The organism is Salinirubrum litoreum, assembly GCF_020567425.1.
GTDB lineage: Archaea > Halobacteriota > Halobacteria > Halobacteriales > Haloferacaceae > Salinirubrum > Salinirubrum litoreum.
This window is the reverse complement of record NZ_JAJCVJ010000002.1, coordinates 1,010,601-1,027,573: the sequence shown is the minus strand read 5'-3', so window position 1 is coordinate 1,027,573 and position 16,973 is coordinate 1,010,601. Positions and strand designations below refer to the sequence as shown.

Here is a 16,973-nt window from a genome sequence, read left to right as displayed (position 1 = left end):
CGATCCGACACGACACTTCGACGGACTGCACCGACCACCGATCAGCCGACGACAGACGATCACGGCGACGACGCCGGACACACCGGGAGCGCCCGGCGGCTGACGACCCAGCGAGGGAGGCTTCGAGATGAGTGGCATCGACGGCTCGGTGAACGACGACGACTGCCGACTCGCGGGCTTCGAGCGCAACCGGTACTTCAACGGGAAGTTGATGACCGCCCGCGACATGCTCGCCGAGCAAGGCTACCACGTGGACCGGGCGAACACCCTCGCCCGGACCACACTCGGCGAGGGCATCGTCCGGGGGCTGGACGTGACCGAGGTCACTGCGACGGACACCGACTTCACCGCCGAGGTCGCCGCCGGGGTCGCCCTCGACTCCTGCGGTCGACTGCTCGTCGTCCCCGAGTCTGCCGGCTCTCAGCCGGTGACGGACGCCGACTCCGGCGAGTCCACACCCCCGTCGACCGATCTGGTCTACCTCTACCTCTCGTACGACGACTGCTACAAGCAGACCGTCCCGGCGCTCGGCTCCGAGAACGGCTGTGCGGACGACTGCGAGTACAACCGCGTACTGGAGCAGTTCGAACTCCACTACCGCGAGGTCCTGCCGGGGACCGACCCGGCCGACCTCCCGAGAGACGGGAAACCGGTGCCCGAGGTCGCCTTCCCGACCGGCGCGGAGACCGAGGCGGACGAGTTCGCCGCGCTCCACCGGATGGCTCGGTCGTACTACGAGGTCGGCGACGGCGACAAGTCCCAGGAGGGGGGTGCCTCGGAGAACGGCGACCCGCGACCGCACGGCGACCTCGCGGCGTTTCCGGACGACGACCGAACCGTCTTCCTCGGCGCGTTCGCCACCGACGACGAGGGGGCGACGTGGACCGAACGCCGAGGTCCCGACCGCCCGGAGCGCCCCTACGTCTACACCACCGACTTCCTGCACGCCGGTCTCGCCCGGCACGTCACCGACTTCGGGAACCCCCACGAGGTCCTGCTGTCGGTGCTGGACGCCGAGTCGATCGACGGCGTCGACGACCCCATCGTCAGGACCGCGGACGGCCCGGCCGCCCCCGAGGCGTTCTCGCCGGGCGACGTCCAACTCCGGTCGCCGGAGGGCAGTCTCGACATCGCTGGCGTCCCCGGACCGGCAGACAGCGGCGACGGCGTCACCTTCGACCTGATCGAGGTCTACCGGGACAGACTGGACGAGTACCCCGGTCACGTACAGGAGTTCGAGGAGCACGTCGACGACTTCGACACGCACGTCGGAGAGTTCGAGGCGCACGTGACCGACACCGACAACCCCCACGAGGTCACCGCCGACCAGATCGGGTCGATCCTCCGGGTGAACGACGTCGAACTCGGTGCGATCGTCGAACTCCAGGGCGACGGGGTGACCTTCGACGTGAACGAGGGCGACGGAGTCGTCACGATCCAGGCGGAGAGTCCGGAGGTACCGGAACCCGAGGAACCGGTGCCGACCGAGACCCGGTTCGGTCGGCACGTGATCGAGACCGCACTCTACGGGAAGTGTGCGACCTTCGACCGCATCAGTCGCCTCGACGTGGAGTACGACGACGACTTCGACACCCCGCCACACCGTGAGATCAGCATCCGCATCCGACGGGAGGCGGACGACGTCGTCGCCGACGAGGAGTATCTGACCGACGACGGCGAGGTGATCGCCGAGGAGGTCGTCGACGCCATGTTCACGCTCCTCGACCTGGAGATGGGACTGCTCGACGTCCTCTCGGACGCGGACGCGGTACAGGGCCAGACCGTCCGCGGCCTCGAACGGTACAAGCGCACGCTCGACCGTCTCGAACGCGTGCTCAGAGACGGCGACCTGACCGAGGAGGAACGCGCCGTCGAGGCGGCGATGGCCCAGGAACTCGTCACCAGTGCCGCCGACTGTATCCAGGTGTCACAACTGGTGATCGAGTGACCGTCGCGCGCCTGCGCCACTCGGTCGACTGATCGACCCACGGCTTCCCACTCCGACTGCCTGACCGACCCACACTTTCGACGTCCGGCCGCGTGACCGTCCCGACCCGTCGCTTGCTGGACGACCGTGGATAGAACGACAGGTATTTTGATCCGACTTGCACAGGGTCGTGTATGTACATCGGTCGATTCGTCGTGGTCGGACCCGAACTGGCGGCGTACCGTGTCTCCTCTCGGTCGTTCCCGAACCGGCAGGTCGTCGCGCGCGACGACCAGTTGACGGTCACGCCGACGCCGGACGCCCCGGAGTCGGACAACCCCTACATCTCGTACAACTGCGTCAGACCCGCCGACGGCGGCCAGTCGGCGGTCGTCGGCAACGGCTCACACGTCGATCCGATCGCCGAGAAACTCGATCTGGGCTACCCCGCGCGGGACGCCCTCGCCGAGAGTCTGCTCGCCCTGGACTACGAGAAGGACGACTACGACACGCCGCGTGTCGCGGGCGTCGTCGCCGGCCGGACCGCAGGCGAGGGCAGCGAGGCCGGTGAGCGCGACCGGTCTGCGTACATCGGTACGGTCCGGAAAGACGCACTCCTCGTCCGAGAGGTGTCGGAGCCGACGCTGGTGGCGACCTACGAACTGGACACGCCGACCGACTTCGACTTCGACGCCGCGACCGCGACTGCGGCCGCCGACGACGCGTACGAACTGGACTTCGAGCACGCGGTCTGTGCGGCCGGCGTGCGGGTCGGCGACGACGGCGTCGAGACCGCGATCCGGAACGGCGACTGATTCGACTAGCTCCGACCGACGCTGGGTCGTCGGCGACGACAGCGACGCAGTTCTCCGCGTCGGCCACAGGTTCTTGCCTCGCCGGTTACTACCCCGAGCCATGCGACTGGGCGTCGTCTCCGACGTACACAGCAACCGCGTGGCGCTGTCGGCGGTGCTCGACGACATGCCGCCGGTCGACCGCCTCGTCTGTGCCGGCGACGTGGTCGGCTACAACCCGTGGCCCGCCGAGTGTCTCCGGGAACTCCGGGATCGGTCGGTGCCCTGCGTGATGGGCAACCACGACCGGGCGGTCGCCAGCACCACCGGCTTCCGGTTCAACGGGATGGCACAGGCGGGGGTCGACCACGCGAGATCCGAACTGAACGACCTCGATCTGGCGTGGCTCCGCCGACTCCCCGACGAGCGACTGGTGGCCGACGACCGCGTGAAACTCGTCCACGGCCACCCGGACGACCCGGATCACTACACCTACCCCGACGAGTTCGGCCCGGACCTGCTGGCGGAAGAGGACGTGCTGGTCATGGGCCACACGCACGTCCAGCACCACGAAATCTACGACGAGGGAATCGTCCTCAACCCGGGCAGCGTCGGGCAACCCCGCGACGGCGACCCGCGTGCCGCCTACGCGGTCGTCGATCTGGACGCGACGACGGTCGAGGAACGCCGCGTCGAGTACGACGTCGACCGCGTCGTCGAGGCGGTCCGCGAGGCGGGGCTTCCGGAGAAGATCGGCAGTCGGCTCTACGACGGTCGGTAGTCGAGGACTGCGGGTCGTCGATCAGCCCCAGTCGATGGCATCCGGGAGGTCGGCGATCCGTTCTCCCTCGTACCGGTACGTCGCCCACCCGGCCGACTCGCCGCCCGCCACGTCGGCCTCGGCGTCGCCGACCATCGCGAACTCGTCGGCCGCGAGTCGCTCCTCTACCGCCTCGAAGGCCGCGGTGTCGGGTTTGTGCGCGCCGACCTCGTAGGAGACGACGACCGTGTCGAAGTACTGGTCGAGTCCCGACGCGGCGAGTTTCTGTCGTTGCCAGTCGCCGACGCCGTTCGTCACCACACCGAGCAGGTACTCCTCGCGGAGTCGCGCGAGGTCGTACGCCGCGCCGGCCGGTGGCGAACAGGCGTCTGCCTCGTGGCGCAAGAGAGCGTCGGCCAGTGCGTCGAGTTCGTCGTCGGTCGCGTCCGGGACTGCGGCCTCGAACCCTCGGCGAACCGGGTTCGGTTCGTGGTCCTCGAAGGCCTCGAAGAACGCCGCGTCGTAGCCCGCGAGGTCGGCGCGCTCCGGGTCGTCGAGGCCGTCGGCGACCGCGTTCCGGAGGAGGTCGGCGTACTCGCGGTCGAACTGGAGGAGTGTGCCGTCGAGGTCGAGACAGATCGCTCTCACGTTCGACGTGTCAGGTATTCGGAACCAAAAACGTTCTGCGCCTCGGTCAGAACTTCTGCTGGACGATGTCCAGCGTCTCCTCGCGGTCGTCCCACGCGACGAAGATGGCGACAGAGGTCGCCGAGGTGATCAGGTCGTGGATGTTGATCCCGGCGTCCGAGATCGGCGAGACGATGTCTTGCAGGACGCCCGGTCGGTTCGGCAGTTCCCCGCCGGTGACGCGGATGACCGCGATGTCGTCTTCGACGGTCACCGAGGAGAGCGACTCGACGGTGACGACCTCGTCGTGGAGGACGGTCTCGGCCTGTTCGGCCATCGACTCGTCGACGTAGAAGGTGATGGAGTCCATCCCGCTGGCGACCGCGTCGACGTTGATTTCGGCGTCGCGCAGCGCGTCGGACAGTTCAGCGAGGATGCCCGGCCGGTTCCGGATGGCGCGGCCGGCGACGGTGAGACACGAGAGGCGTTCCTCCTGCATGTCGATCAGGTTGCGGAACTGTCCCTCGATGCTCGTCCCGCCGGTCAGCAGGTCGCCGTGCTGGTAGTGGACGACCCGGACCGCGAGCGTCTCGTCTTTGTACGACAGCGCCGAGGGCGCGACCACCTCCGCGCCGCGGAACGAGAGGTTCCGGAGTTCGTCGACCGTGATCCGACCGACGTTGCGCGCGCCTTCGACGACGTGGGGGTCGCCGGTCATGACGCCCTCGACGTCGGTGACGATGACGACCTCGTCGGCGTTCATGTACTTGCCGAGCATGACGGCCGTGGTGTCGGAGCCACCGCGACCGAGCGTCGTGATCTCGCCGGCCTCGTTCTCGGCGAGGAAGCCGGTGATGACCGGGACGACGCCGTCGAGTTTCCCGGCGAGTGCGGCGGCGCGTTTCGCGGTCTCCTCGACGTTCACCTCGCCGACGTCGTTGGCGATGATCGGCCACTCCTCGGAGCCGGGTTCGAGGAAGATGGCGTTGACGCCGCGGGAGACGAGTGCGGCCTTCAGCATCCGGACCGAGGTGCGCTCGCCCATCGAGACGATCTCCGCGCGGTCGCGGTCGTCGGTCTCGAACTTGATGTCGTCTAACAGTTCGTCGGTCGTGTTCCCCATCGCCGAGGCGACGACCGCGATCTCGTGACCCTGTGCGACCGCGTCCGCGATGGAGTCGGCCGCTCGGTTGATCCGGTCGCCGCTGCCGAGGCTGGTGCCCCCGAACTTGGCGATCACGCGCATCGGGCGATCACCCGGAGCGCGTCCGCAGACAGACGTGGCATGACCCCGTCTAGCGCGGGGTCGCGGATAACTGTATCCTCTTGTTCAACCGTTGCCGGTCCCACCGGTCGCGGACCCGGTCTCCAGACAGCCACGTCGGGTCAGTTGTTGCGGTCGGTCGGTTCGTAGACGAACACCCAGCCGTTGTTGCGAACGGCGACCGTCAGGCCGACGTAGTCGAAGATCATCGTCTTGTCCGGATCGTAGCCGATCTCCGTCGGCGTGGACTCGAACAACACCGACTCCAACAGCTCCGGATCGAGATAGTAGAAGAGTGGCGGCATCCGGGTGCTGTCGAAGGGATCGACGTCCAGCACGTCGGCGATACTCGACACGAGTGTCGTCACCAGTTCGTCGCCGCTAGCCCGGTCGTAGTAGCGCTGGCTGGCGAGCCGGAGGCCGTCGTTCGCAGACAGCGGATCGTCGTGAATCTCGCTGGTCATCGTTCCTCACTCGCCGTCCGAGGGTGCCGGGCGGTCTTCCGTGTGGCTCTCGTCGGACTCGGTGGTCAACGCGACGCCGGCGCTGTGGAGGACCGACCGGACTCTGTCGGCGTTCGTCGCACTGACGACCGACTCGTCGTCGGCGTCGTAGGTCACGATTCCGAGATCGACGAGTCGCGGGACGTGCGAGTGGTGGAGCGACGTGTGGACGCTCGCACGCTCCCGTGGTGTCACGTCCGTCACCGGCTTGTCGCGCTCTCTCGCGGCGATCTCGGTCGCCAACTCGGCGAGCGGTGCCTCGCTTCGCCCGTTGACCAGTGTCGTGACGAGGTAGCGACGTCGCGGGTGGTCGAGCACTCGCAACACCGCACCGAGGTCGAGGTCGGTTCTCACCTCCCCCTCGTCGGTGCCGACCGCCGCACGGCGCTCGGCACCTACCGACTCGTTTTCATTTTCGTCGTGCACGACAGAGAGACGCGCTGTTTCGTATTAAATGCCGCTGGCGGTCGGTACAGAAGTCGAACTATCTAGATTCGGGTCGTTCCGGCGTCGGCCCGAACCGGCACTGTCGGATCGCCCCGACGACCGCTGTCGACTTCGTCGCCGCCACACCGACCACTGTAGGCTTTTGTACCCGGCACACTTGGTACCACACATGGAGGTCCGCGACGCGGTCGAGTCCGACGCCGAGGCACTGGCGGCCATCGCCGACGCGCCCGCCGACGTGATGCGGAACGTGGTCCACGACCGGACGACCCGTATCGCCGAGCGGCGGCGACCCGAGACGGACCCGAACGTCGACACGGAGGTCACGGAAGAGGAGGTGCTGGGGTTCGTCAGCTTCGACGCCCGCGACAGGACCGTCCACGTGACGCAACTGGGCGGCTCCGTCGAGGCCTGTGAACGCCTGCTCGGGGAGCCGATCCGGTTCGCCGCGAACGAGGGGATGGACGTGGAACTGCTCGTCCCCGCCGACGACGAGACAGGTCGCACGGCGGCCGACCGGACCGGCTTCACGAAACGGGGTTCGGGGCCGATGTTCCAGGGAACCCGGACCGTGCGGTACCGACTCAAACCGAACTGAGTACCGTCGTCCTCACCCCGAGTCGCTCGGCGCTGTCCGTCTCTCGTGGCCCCGGCTCAGGAGAAGTCGTACACCGTCATGTCGAGCGTGTCGAGGTCGACGACCGGCGCGAAGCCGGCGTCGGGGTCGATGTTGACCGACTTCTGGAAGGCGGTCTGTGCCTGCCAACAGCCGGAGTTGACCGCGAGGACGTTGTGGTACTTCCCCCAGCCGAGTTTGTGGACGTGGCCGGTGTGGAAGATGTCGGGCACCTCGTCGATGACGAGGTAGTCCTTCTCCTCGGGGGCGACGCGGAGTTTGCCGCCGTACTGCGGCGCGACGTGGCGCTTCTTCAGCAACTGGTACATCGGCTTGTGTGGCTCGTCGTAGCTCGCCTTCTCCTCGGGCAGTTCCGCGATCACCTCGTCCAGCGAGACGCCGTGGTACATCAGCACCGAGACGCCCTCTATCGTCACCGTCGAAGGGTTGCCCGTGACCTGTGCGTCGTGGACCGACATGATCTCCCGGAGGGTCTCGTCGAAGGCCGGTTGCGGTTCGGCGAGTCGCACCGCGTCGTGGTTGCCGGGGATCATGACGATCTCCATGTCGCCCGGTACCTCCTTCAGATACTCCGCGAACCGGCGGTACTGGTCGTAGATGTCGACGATGTCCAGTTCCTCGTCCTGGTTCGGGTAGACGCCGACCCCCTCCACCATGTCGCCCGCGACGAGCAGATACTCGACGTGTTCGGCCTCCTCGGTGTGAAGCCAGTCGGCGAAGTCGTGCCACGCCTCGGCCATGAACTCCTGACTCCCGACGTGGACGTCGGAGATGAGCGCGGCCTGCACGTGGCGGTCGGCGGTCGAGGGGCGGTGGGTCCGCGGCACGTCCGGGAAGTGGATGGCGTCGACGAACATGATGCCGGCGTCGTCCGCCAGCGTCCCCTGCACGGCGATACACTCGTCTAAGAGCAACTCCTCTACCAACTCGGCGATGTCCCGGTCCTTCATCACGAGACACGGGAAGACGCCGGTCGTGTCCTCGAGTTCGATCAGCCAGTGGCCGCTGGCGGTCGATCTGATGTCGTTGACGAGGCCGATCATCTCGGCGTCGCTCCCGCCGCCCATCGCCTGAATCGCCTCGGCCGGGCGGTGGTTGACCCGACCGCGGAGTTGGCCCGCGAGTCGCTCGTAGCGGTCCCGGAAGACGGTCACGAAGTCGTCGTACTCGCCGGTCCCGGTCGACCGACCGGTGATGTCGCCCGCGATCTCGATCTCGTGGAGCGCCTGCTCGACCGACCGACCGGCCCAGTCGCCCGACTCGCTCGCGTCGGCCGGACCGCCGGCACCCGCCGCCCGGCCGCCACCGGAAGTCCCCCCCGCCGTTTCGACTGCAGCGCCACCGCCCGTGTCCTGCGATCTCGTCCCTGCCTCTCCAGTCGAAACGGAGGGGTCTTCGCCGGGGGTGTCGCCCCCGACATCTCCACCGGAAGCAGGGGGGGTCTCGGCGTCGAGGGCGGCCCGGACGTGGTCGGTCGTGAGCCGCAGCGCGTCGTCCGGCGTGGCCTCGACGGCCCGGTCCAGCGCGCTCGCGGGGTCCGCGGCGCCCGCGAGCAGCGTCACGGCCTCGCGCTCGGCGTTGTAGCCGCGTCTCGCCAGTTCCTGGGCGACGCGGACCGGGGTCTCCAGAGGCACAGCGAGCGAAGGGAGTCGGCGGCGAAAAAGGTGCCGGAAGGGTGGCTCTGCCGGGTGACGCAATCGGTGGGCGGCGGCCGACCCACGAAGTCAGAAGCTTCAAAGCCGGGCCGGGCAAACGACGGACCGATGAGCGCCGGCGACGGCCCGCCCTCGGGTGACGACGGAACTGGATCGAGCGCGGGCAGCGACGCCGGCCGGAACGAGTCGGACCGACCGGCCGAGTCGAAGACGGACGCCCGGAACGAGTCGGACCGACCGGCCGAGTCGAAGACGGACGCCCGGAGCGAGTCGGACCGGCCGGCCGACGCCGATCCGACGGGTCGGGAGACACCACCCCCTCGACGCGCCTCCGAGCCATCGGACTCCAGCGACGAGAACCTCCTCCGCCGGTTCTGGTACGCCGAGGACGGCCCACTGATGTTCGTCCGCGAGGTGCTGACGAGCGTCCTCGCGGTCGTCGCCGTCGGCCTCCTGCTGTTCGCGATCAGCGGCGTCTGGCCGCCGATGGTCGCCGTCGAGAGCGGGAGTATGGAACCGCACATGTCGCGTGGGGACCTCGTCTTCATCACCGAACCGGGTCGCTACGCCCCGGACGCGGCGGTCGGCGACACCGGCGTCGTGACCCACGAGACGGGCGTCCAGACGGGGTACCGCACGTTCGGCGACCACGGATCGGTGATCATCTACGACCGGCCGGACCGGTTCGGGCCGCCGGTGATCCACCGCGCTCGCCTCCACGTCGAAGACGGTGAGAACTGGTACGACCGGGCGAACCCGGAGTACATGGACGCCAGCAACTGCCAGCAGTTGCAGTACTGCCCGGCACCCTACGCCGGGTTCATCACGAAGGGTGACGCGAACCCGCAGTACGACCAGGTCAGCGGCATCGCGGCCCCGGTCCAGGAGCGCGACATCGCGGGCGTCGCCCGCGTCCGCGTGCCGTATCTCGGCTACGTCCGTCTCGGGTTCGCCACCGCGACGCAGGCCGAGGTCGGTGACGAACCGAAACACGCTCGGCGTTTACAGTTCTCAACGATTGTTTCCAGTAGAAACGGAGGGGTTCACCATCCCGCCGAGTCGTCCGCCGTGCGTGTCAGCGGGGCTCACACCAGCGTTTCGACTGGAACGCCCGCCGTGGCGTAGACGGGCCGTGTTTCCGAGGCGTGTCGTGGAGCGGCCCGTCCGGAGTTTCCGCGCCGGGAGAGCGTCTCGACTCGTCCGGCCGTAATCGGGTGCCTACTCGGGTCGACGACGGCGACCGCACTCGTGTCTCGCGACTCCGTGGCGGTAGCCGGAGTATAAACATATCCGGTCGACGCGAATCACCCCGAGATGGCCGAGTTCGACCGCGGGAGCCTCACGCTGTTCGGTACCCGCATCGTCTCCGAGTTGATCGGCTTCGTCAGCCTGATCTACTTCGCCCGGACGCTCGGAGCCACCGGTCTCGGGGTCTTCTTCACCTTCCAGACGCTCGCCAGCGTCCTCGGCGTCTTCACCAAACTCGGCATCCCCGGCGCGACCGTCAAGCGCATCAGCCAGTCCGAGTCGGCCAGCCAGCGTGGGGCGTACCTCGCTGCCGCACTCCTGCTTCTCGTCCCGCCGTTTCTGCTGGTCACCGCCGCACTCGTGGTCGTCGAACCGACAGTCGTCGCCTACGCCGACCTCGGGGTCGTCGTCCCGCTACTCGTCCTCGTGTTGGCGGTCCGGGCCGGTGCCCGACTGGCGGTCACGGCCCTGCGCGGGGAGCGTCGGATCGCGAGCAGTGCCGGTATCGAACTGCTCGGGCAGGTCGCTCGCGTCGCAGTGAGCGTCGGCCTCCTCCTCGCCGGCTTCGGCGTCCTCGGACTGATCTACGGGCTGGCGGCCGGCCCGGTCTCGCAGGCGGTCGTCGGGTACCTCGTCCTCGACACGCGGGTCGCCCGGCCGACGCGGGCCGACGTGGCGAGTCTGTTCGACTTCTCGAAGTACACCGCCGGGATGGAGGTCAGCGCGCTGGCGTACAACTGGGGGGACACGCTCGTCCTCGCGGCGTTCGCGACGAAGGCGGCCGTCGGGGTCTACGAGACGGCCTGGAAGCTGAGCGTCGTCCCCCTGCTGGGTGCGCAGGTCGTCGGGGTCGCCCTCGCCCCGAGCGTGACGCGCTGGCACGAGGACGGCGACTGGGACCGGATCGAGTCGGCGTTCTCCGAGGCGGTGACGGCCGCGGTCGCGCTGGTGATCCCGGCGCTCGTCGGCGCATTCCTGCTGGGCGACGCGATCATCAGCGCGCTGTACGGCTTCGGGAGCGGGGGGCTCATCTTCCTCGTCCTCGTGGTCGGACAGGTCCCGCAGGCGGTGAAGAACGTCACGCAGAACACGCTGTTCGGGATCGACCGGCCCGCGCCGGTGTTCTGGACCAACCTGCTGACGCTCGTCGGGAACGTGGCCGGGAACCTCCTGCTCGTTCCGGAGTACGGGATGCTCGGCGCGGCGACCGCGACGGTCGTCACGGCCGGTATCGCGGCCGTCTCGCAGGTGGCCGTCCTCCGGCGACACCTCCGACTCCGGGTCGCGTGGGACACCCTGGGCTGGCAGGTGCTCTCCGCGACGGTCATGGGTGGTGCACTCGTGGCGGTCCGCCCCGCCGTTCCGACCGACTCGGCGGTCGGCGTGGTCGGCCTGGTGCTGTTCGCCGCGGCCGTGTACGGCGGCTGTCTGCTCGGGCACGCGAAGATCCGGACGCGGGTCGTGCGGGCGGTCCCGTGGGGGTGAGTCGAGCGGTCGGGACACCCTCCCCGTCGAATCTGCGGGAGCGTAGCCCACCGCGTCGAATCTGCGGGAGAACAGCCCGCCCCGTCGGCTCTGGAGAAGCCGGGCCATACTTATCCGTGCCCCACGCGACTCCGGCAACCGTGCGCGACGAGATTCTGACGCGGTGGGTGCGCCAGCCACCCGCCGGCCCCAACGTGCAGTATCTCCGCGACGCGGAGCGACTGGCCGCACTCGATCAACTGGGCCACCGCGAGCACGTGCTCGACGTGGCCTCCGAGTCGACGGTCACGGCCGGACTGGACGCCGACCGGGTCACGCGACTCGACTTCTCCCCCGACGCACGCGACTACGCCCGCGAGACGCTCGGTGACCGGGTCGATCGCTACGAGTGGGTCGATCCGGGCGACCCGACGCTCCCGTTCGAGACCGACGAGTTCGACGCGGCGGTCTCCATCGGCCCCTTCGACTGGAAGTTCCTCGACGTCGACCGACTGGCCGCCGAACTCGCGCGAGCCACGACCGGTCTGGTCGTCGTCTCGGTGCCGACCCCCCGGTCTCCGTACGCCACGCGCTATCACAACCGATTCCGCTACGTCTCGCCCGAGCAGGCGCTCGACCTGCTGTCGCCCGACTTCCGGATCGTGGACTACGACCTCCTCTTTCAGTACCCCGGCCGGGTCCACTACCTCCTCAACCACCTCCCCGACCGTCTCCAGGAACCGTTCGTCGACCTGGCGTGGTGGTGCTCCGACCAGTTGACCGACCGTGGTCGCTGGCACGACGCCTCGTATCTCGTCTTCGGTGCCGAACCGATGCCCTTCGACCGCCGACTCCGGGAGGGACTGGACTGTCTCTTCCGACCGACGAGCAGAGACGGGTTCTGGCACGCGGGCGACGAGCGGATCGTCCGCGCGCTGACCTACGAGGTGCGCGGTGATCCGGACTCGAGCGAGTACGGCGGCAGTCGGGAGGGTGGTCACGGCCGGGAGAGTCGGCGCGGTCGCGGGCCGCTCCCGCTCGACTGGTCGGTCGAGGACACGACCCAGTGGCGCTACGCGCCCTTCGCGTTGCTCGGCGCGATGCACTGGCGCGACTCGTCGCTCGGGACCGACGAGTACGACCTGCAGTTGCGGGCGGAACTGGACTACTTCGCACGGCAGGTGGCCGACGACGCGACGCTCGCCGAGATGCCGAGCTACGGGGTCGGCCCGCTGATCGACGCCTTCGCGCGGGCGAGTCGGGTGTTCGGCTCCGCCGGCGAAACCGGGGAGTATCTGGCGACGGCGTGGCGACTCTCCAGGCACGCGACCGCGGCGTTCGACTTCTCACACGCCGAGGACTGCCTGCTCCCGTTCGGCTGGGCGACGCTGTGGGACGTGACCGAGTCGGGGGCCGACGCGGTCTCGAACGCGGACCGGGAGGCGCTCCTCGCAGACATCGAGGACGCACTGTGGCAGATCACCGACCGGGTGTCGTGGGAGGGCCTGTTCGCGTTCGACAACGGGACGACGCGCCGTCACCAGAACCAGATGTACGCGCTGTGGGGGCTCTGTCGGGCGATCCGCGTCACGGGACGCTCCGGCTACCTCGACACGGTCGAGCGCGTGCTGGACTACACGATCGAGCACCGGATGCGGTCGGACGGCGCGTTTCTCTGGGAGGATGTGGGACCGGCGCGGCGCGCGAAGCGCGACCTGCTCCGGCGATTCGGCTGGCGGCCGCCCTACTGGGACTTCCTCTACGAGTGTCACCAGACGTTCTTCGTCGACGCGGTGGCGGAGTACTACGCCGCCGGCGGAGAGCGCTCCTACGACCGCGAGGTCCGGCGGGCGATGGGCTGGATCTTCGGAGACAACCAGTTCGGCGTCGATCTGACGGCACTGAGCGGGATCGGCGTCCCGATGCGGCAACTGACGGTCGACGGTCGGATCGACGTCCCGGACCAGCAGTTCAAGGGGAGCTACGAGGTCGGGGCGTACCTGCTGGCACTGACGAACCTGCTCGCGGGCCCGGTGTGAGCCGACGGTCGGGAGCTCAGTCGAACGCGGCGATGCCGGTCAGGTCCTCGCCGAGGATCAGCGAGTGGATGTCGTGGGTGCCCTCGTAGGTGTAGACCGTCTCCATGTTCGCCAGGTGGCGCATCGGCGGGTAGTCGCGCGTGATGCCGTTGCCGCCGAGCATCTCCCGGGCGACCCGCGCCTGGTCGCGGGCCATCCGGACGTTGTTCCGCTTGGCCATCGACACCTGCTGGGGCCGCAGGTCGCCGCGCTCTTTCAACTCTGCGAGCCGGTACGCGAGTAGTTGGCTCGTCGTGATCTCCGTCGCCATCTCCGCCAGTTTGTCCTGCTGGAGTTGGAACCGGGCGATGGGGCCGCCGAACTGGTCGCGGTCGGTCGCGTACTCGCGTGCCGACTCGAAGCAGTCGCGGGCCGCGCCGACCGCCCCCCACGCGATGCCGAACCGCGCCTGCGTGAGACACGACAGCGGCCCCTTCATCCCCGTCACGTCCGGCAGCACCGCGTCCTCGGGCACGCGGGCGTTCTGGAGGCTGATCTCGCCCGTGACCGAGGCGCGCATCGAGAGCTTCCCGTCGATGTGGTTCGTCGTCACGCCGTCCGTCTCGGTGTCGACGAGGAACCCGCGAACCGGCCGGCCCTCGCTGGAGGCGTCCTTCGCCCAGACGACCGCCACGTCCGCGATGGGGGCGTTCGTGATCCACGTCTTCGAGCCGTTCAGCACCCAGCCGTCGCCGTCTCGCTCGGCGGTCGTCTCCATCGCCGACGGGTTCGAGCCGTGGTCCGGTTCCGTCAGGCCGAAACAGCCGACCGCCTCGCCCTCGCCGAGCGCCGGGAGCCAGCGTTCCTTCTGTGCCTCGGAGCCGAAGGCGTGGATCGGATACATCACCAGCGCGCCCTGCACCGACGCCATCGACCGGACGCCGGAGTCGCCGGCCTCCAACTCCTGCATCAGGAGACCGTAGGCCGTCTCCGAGACGCCGGGGGAGCCGTACCCCTCCAGGTTCGGCGCGTAGAACCCCAGTTCGCCCATCTCGCCGATCAGTTCTCGCGGGAACTCGCCGTCTTCGAACCACTCGCCGACATCGGGTTTCACGCGGTCTGCGACGAACTCGCGGGCGGTGTCCCGGATCATCCGCTCCTCGCGGTCCAGGTCGGCCTCCAGTTCCACGTAATCGAGCATGACGGACTCTCGGCACCCTCCCCTCAAAAGCGATTCGTTCGCAAGTATTGCCACACCGACCGGCGGACTTACCCGGCGTGCGCGGTACTGGGCGGTATGGACGAGGCGACGGTGGTGTACGTCGATCCGACCGGCGAGGCCGACGAGGCGGTCGCAGCACTCCGGCGTGCGGGCTTCGCCGTCGATCACCACACGACTGCGGGCGACGCGCGCTCGGCGCTCGACGCGACCACCGACGCCGTGGTGACGGAACACGACCTGCCGGACGGGGACGGTCTGTCGCTGCTCGGGGCGGTCAGACGACGCCACCCGGACGCGGTCTGTGTCGTCTTCACCGAGACGGCACTCGACGAGATGACGACCGCCGACGCGCCGACGGTGCCGAACTACCTCGACCGGGGCCGCGAGGCGGCCACCGACCGACTGATCGGCCTGCTCCGTGAGTCGATCCGGCGTCGGAGCCACACCGCGTACCCGCTCCCGACCGACGAGGAGAGCCGCCTCGACGCGGTCGAGCGACTCGCACTGGAGACGATGCTGGACGACCCCACTGCGGTCGAGTGCTTCGACCGCCTCACGGAACTGGCGGCCGCCCGGTTCGGCGTCGCCTACGCTTTCGTCGGTGTGCTCGACGCCCACACCGAGCAGTTCCTCGCCTGTCACGGGTTCGGCGGAGAGCCGACACCACGCGAGGAGACGATCTGTACCTACACGCTCCGGGAGGACGACGTGTTCGTCGTCGAGGACGTGCCCGGCGATCCACGGTTCCACGACGGGCCGTACGACGACCTCGGCGTCGAGTGGTACGCGGGGACCCGGATCGAACTGGACGGTCGGGCGGTCGGCACCTTCTGTCTCGCACACGACGACCCCGTCGCGTTCGACGCCGAGGACCGCCGGCACCTGCGCCTGTTCGCCGAGGAGGCCACGGACCAACTCCGGTACAGGAGTGGATTCGATGACTGAGGGGATCGACGCGACCGACGTCGTCCCCGGCCTGACGGTCGATCCGGGACAGACCGTCCTCTTGACCGGGCCGCCGATGACGGGCAAGCGGTCGCTGGCGCTGGACCTCCTGTCGGCGTCGTTCGACGCGGACGACGCGGCACTGCTCGTCTCCACGATGCGACCGGTCTCGGAGTCGCTGTCGGCGCTCCAGTCGGCGACCGGCGCGGCACCGACGCGGCTCCGTGGCATCGACTGCGCACGCGATCCGGCGGGCGAACAACCGAACGTGTCGTCGGTCAGCAGTCCCTCGGACCTGACGGGTATCGGGATGCACGCCGACCGCCACCTCGGGGAGTTGGCCGACGCCGGCTACCGCTCCCGGATCGGTGTCGTCTCCATCTCGACGATACTCCCGCTGACCGAGTTCCGGCCGGTGTACCGCTTCCTGCACGTCCTCACCGGGCGGACGGCCGCGACGGGCGGGACGGGCGTCTTCGTCCTCGACTCGGAGGCGCACGACGACCGCGTGGTCGCCGCGTTCACCTCGCTGTTCGACAGTCGGGTGGAGATTCGGGACGACGAGGCGGGCCGATCGGTCCGGGTGCTGGACACCGGCGGCGAGACCGGCGAGTGGCACTCGCTGGCAGCGTCGGAGCAGTGAGTCGGCGCGGTCGACAGGAGAGAGTCGGACGTCAGGACGCAGACGAGCGGTTCTCGCGGTCCTCGCGGAGTCGGTTCACGTAGCCCACGAAGTTGTCGAACAACTGTTTGGCCTCGCAGGCGGCGGCGTAGTTCTCGTCGGTGATCCCGTCGAGCACCGACTCGATGCGCGTCTCCCCGAGGTACTCCTTGCTCTTCGTGATGCGCTCTGCGGTCGCGCGGTCGTACTCGGGGTGGAACTGCACGCCGACCGCGTGGCCCTTCCGGAAGGCGTGGACGCCGTAGTCGTTCTCGGCGAGCAGGTCGGCCCCCGGCGGGAGTTCGGTCACGGTGTCGCCGTGGGTGGTGAAGACGGTGAACGACTCGTCGATCCCCGAGAAGATGTCGTCGCCGGCGTGGCGGACCTCGCGGTAGCCGATCTCGTAGCCGTCCATGTCCGCGACGGTGCCGCCGAGCGCCTCGGCCAGTACCTGGTGGCCGTAACAGACCCCGAGAATCGGCAGGTCGCGGGCCGCCGCGTCGGCGACCCAGTCGGTCAGAGCGTGGATCCACGGTTCGTCCCAGTAGACGGAGGAACTCGATCCGGTGACGACCACACCGTCGAAGTCGAAGGAGTCGGGCAGGTGGCCGCCGGTCGCGTCGAACTCCACGAGGTCGGCGTCGAGTTCCCGACGGAAGTTCCGGCGCGTCCCCGGGTCGTCGTGGGCCGCGACGAGCAGTGCGAGGCGAGGTCGGTTCATACCAGCAGGCAGTAGAGTGTGCGTAAAGACGCTTGCGCTCGCGTCGGTGCCTGCCGGTCTCTCGGTGGTGACGACCGCGA

The 16,973-nt window shown here is 68.8% G+C and carries 16 protein-coding genes; 9 read left to right on the top strand and 7 right to left on the bottom strand.

Annotated features, from left to right (window positions below):
- Positions 1 to 127: 127 nt before the first annotated feature.
- The 3 genes from LI337_RS13740 (at position 128) to LI337_RS13730 (ending at position 3,502) form a co-directional block, all read left to right on the top strand.
- Positions 128 to 1,948 carry a hypothetical protein gene (locus tag LI337_RS13740; RefSeq protein ID WP_227230419.1) on the top strand — a complete coding sequence of 607 codons (1,821 nt, stop codon included), beginning with the start codon at positions 128 to 130 and terminating at the stop codon, positions 1,946 to 1,948.
- Between the two features lie 173 nt (positions 1,949 to 2,121).
- Entirely contained in the window at positions 2,122 to 2,742 is a 621-nt protein-coding gene (locus LI337_RS13735; RefSeq protein ID WP_227230417.1) for an IMP cyclohydrolase, read from the top strand.
- A 100-nt stretch (positions 2,743 to 2,842) separates the two neighbouring features.
- Complete coding sequence (locus LI337_RS13730; RefSeq protein ID WP_227230416.1) at positions 2,843 to 3,502, top strand: metallophosphoesterase family protein; 660 nt, start codon at positions 2,843 to 2,845, stop codon at positions 3,500 to 3,502.
- A gap of 21 nt (positions 3,503 to 3,523) precedes the next feature.
- Here LI337_RS13730 and LI337_RS13725 read toward each other — a convergent pair whose 3' ends face one another.
- The 4 genes from LI337_RS13725 to LI337_RS13710 form a co-directional block, all read right to left on the bottom strand.
- Entirely contained in the window at positions 3,524 to 4,129 is a 606-nt protein-coding gene (locus tag LI337_RS13725; protein ID WP_227230415.1) for an HAD family hydrolase, read from the bottom strand.
- Between the two features lie 46 nt (positions 4,130 to 4,175).
- The gene (locus LI337_RS13720; protein WP_227230413.1) at positions 4,176 to 5,354 is read right to left on the bottom strand and encodes an aspartate kinase; all 1,179 of its coding nucleotides are present in this window, start codon (positions 5,352 to 5,354) and stop codon (positions 4,176 to 4,178) included.
- A 140-nt stretch (positions 5,355 to 5,494) separates the two neighbouring features.
- Positions 5,495 to 5,836: a HalOD1 output domain-containing protein gene (locus LI337_RS13715; RefSeq protein WP_227230412.1), complete on the bottom strand. Its 342-nt coding sequence runs from the start codon at positions 5,834 to 5,836 to the stop codon at positions 5,495 to 5,497.
- 6 nt (positions 5,837 to 5,842) lie between these two features.
- Positions 5,843 to 6,301, bottom strand: coding sequence for a DUF7344 domain-containing protein (locus tag LI337_RS13710; protein ID WP_227230410.1), 459 nt, complete (start codon positions 6,299 to 6,301; stop codon positions 5,843 to 5,845).
- A gap of 190 nt (positions 6,302 to 6,491) precedes the next feature.
- Here LI337_RS13710 and LI337_RS13705 point away from each other — a divergent pair, with 190 nt between their 5' ends.
- Positions 6,492 to 6,920, top strand: a complete 429-nt coding sequence (locus LI337_RS13705; protein ID WP_227230409.1) for a hypothetical protein — start codon at positions 6,492 to 6,494, stop codon at positions 6,918 to 6,920.
- Positions 6,921 to 6,976: 56 nt separating this feature from the next.
- Here LI337_RS13705 and LI337_RS13700 read toward each other — a convergent pair whose 3' ends face one another.
- Entirely contained in the window at positions 6,977 to 8,593 is a 1,617-nt protein-coding gene (locus tag LI337_RS13700) for a DNA-directed DNA polymerase II small subunit (RefSeq protein ID WP_227230407.1), read from the bottom strand.
- A 129-nt stretch (positions 8,594 to 8,722) separates the two neighbouring features.
- Here LI337_RS13700 and LI337_RS13695 point away from each other — a divergent pair, with 129 nt between their 5' ends.
- From LI337_RS13695 to LI337_RS13685, 3 genes are all read left to right on the top strand, one after another.
- Positions 8,723 to 9,739 carry a S24/S26 family peptidase gene (locus tag LI337_RS13695; RefSeq protein ID WP_227230405.1) on the top strand — a complete coding sequence of 339 codons (1,017 nt, stop codon included), beginning with the start codon at positions 8,723 to 8,725 and terminating at the stop codon, positions 9,737 to 9,739.
- A 189-nt stretch (positions 9,740 to 9,928) separates the two neighbouring features.
- Positions 9,929 to 11,347, top strand: coding sequence for a flippase (locus tag LI337_RS13690; protein WP_227230404.1), 1,419 nt, complete (start codon positions 9,929 to 9,931; stop codon positions 11,345 to 11,347).
- 140 nt (positions 11,348 to 11,487) lie between these two features.
- Complete coding sequence (locus tag LI337_RS13685; protein ID WP_227230403.1) at positions 11,488 to 13,365, top strand: class I SAM-dependent methyltransferase; 1,878 nt, start codon at positions 11,488 to 11,490, stop codon at positions 13,363 to 13,365.
- A 16-nt stretch (positions 13,366 to 13,381) separates the two neighbouring features.
- On the opposite strand, the gene LI337_RS13680 is transcribed toward LI337_RS13685, so the two are convergent.
- Positions 13,382 to 14,545 carry an acyl-CoA dehydrogenase family protein gene (locus LI337_RS13680; protein WP_227230402.1) on the bottom strand — a complete coding sequence of 388 codons (1,164 nt, stop codon included), beginning with the start codon at positions 14,543 to 14,545 and terminating at the stop codon, positions 13,382 to 13,384.
- A 96-nt stretch (positions 14,546 to 14,641) separates the two neighbouring features.
- On the opposite strand from LI337_RS13680, the gene LI337_RS13675 reads away from it, so the two are divergent.
- Positions 14,642 to 15,511, top strand: coding sequence for a GAF domain-containing protein (locus tag LI337_RS13675; protein WP_227230401.1), 870 nt, complete (start codon positions 14,642 to 14,644; stop codon positions 15,509 to 15,511).
- On the top strand, positions 15,504 to 16,154 hold the full coding sequence (locus LI337_RS13670; protein ID WP_227230400.1) for a DUF7504 family protein: 651 nt from the start codon (positions 15,504 to 15,506) through the stop codon (positions 16,152 to 16,154). Before LI337_RS13675 ends, LI337_RS13670 begins: the two co-directional genes overlap by 8 nt.
- A gap of 31 nt (positions 16,155 to 16,185) precedes the next feature.
- Here the strand turns inward: LI337_RS13670 and LI337_RS13665 are convergent, their stop codons facing one another.
- On the bottom strand, positions 16,186 to 16,893 hold the full coding sequence (locus tag LI337_RS13665; protein ID WP_227230399.1) for a type 1 glutamine amidotransferase: 708 nt from the start codon (positions 16,891 to 16,893) through the stop codon (positions 16,186 to 16,188).
- Positions 16,894 to 16,973: the final 80 nt, after the last annotated feature.

Excerpts from the sequence above, each read along its gene's own strand:
- LI337_RS13740 (WP_227230419.1), top strand. The coding sequence starts at position 128 with ATGAGTGGCATCGACGGCTCGGTGAACGACGACGACTGCCGACTCGCG.
- LI337_RS13735 (WP_227230417.1), top strand. The coding sequence starts at position 2,122 with ATGTACATCGGTCGATTCGTCGTGGTCGGACCCGAACTGGCGGCGTAC.
- LI337_RS13730 (WP_227230416.1), top strand. The coding sequence starts at position 2,843 with ATGCGACTGGGCGTCGTCTCCGACGTACACAGCAACCGCGTGGCGCTG.
- LI337_RS13720 (WP_227230413.1), bottom strand. The coding sequence starts at position 5,354 with ATGCGCGTGATCGCCAAGTTCGGGGGCACCAGCCTCGGCAGCGGCGAC.
- LI337_RS13715 (WP_227230412.1), bottom strand. The coding sequence starts at position 5,836 with ATGACCAGCGAGATTCACGACGATCCGCTGTCTGCGAACGACGGCCTC.
- LI337_RS13705 (WP_227230409.1), top strand. The coding sequence starts at position 6,492 with ATGGAGGTCCGCGACGCGGTCGAGTCCGACGCCGAGGCACTGGCGGCC.
- LI337_RS13695 (WP_227230405.1), top strand. The coding sequence starts at position 8,723 with ATGAGCGCCGGCGACGGCCCGCCCTCGGGTGACGACGGAACTGGATCG.
- LI337_RS13690 (WP_227230404.1), top strand. The coding sequence starts at position 9,929 with ATGGCCGAGTTCGACCGCGGGAGCCTCACGCTGTTCGGTACCCGCATC.
- LI337_RS13680 (WP_227230402.1), bottom strand. The coding sequence starts at position 14,545 with ATGCTCGATTACGTGGAACTGGAGGCCGACCTGGACCGCGAGGAGCGG.
- LI337_RS13675 (WP_227230401.1), top strand. The coding sequence starts at position 14,642 with ATGGACGAGGCGACGGTGGTGTACGTCGATCCGACCGGCGAGGCCGAC.
- LI337_RS13670 (WP_227230400.1), top strand. The coding sequence starts at position 15,504 with ATGACTGAGGGGATCGACGCGACCGACGTCGTCCCCGGCCTGACGGTC.
- LI337_RS13665 (WP_227230399.1), bottom strand. The coding sequence starts at position 16,893 with ATGAACCGACCTCGCCTCGCACTGCTCGTCGCGGCCCACGACGACCCG.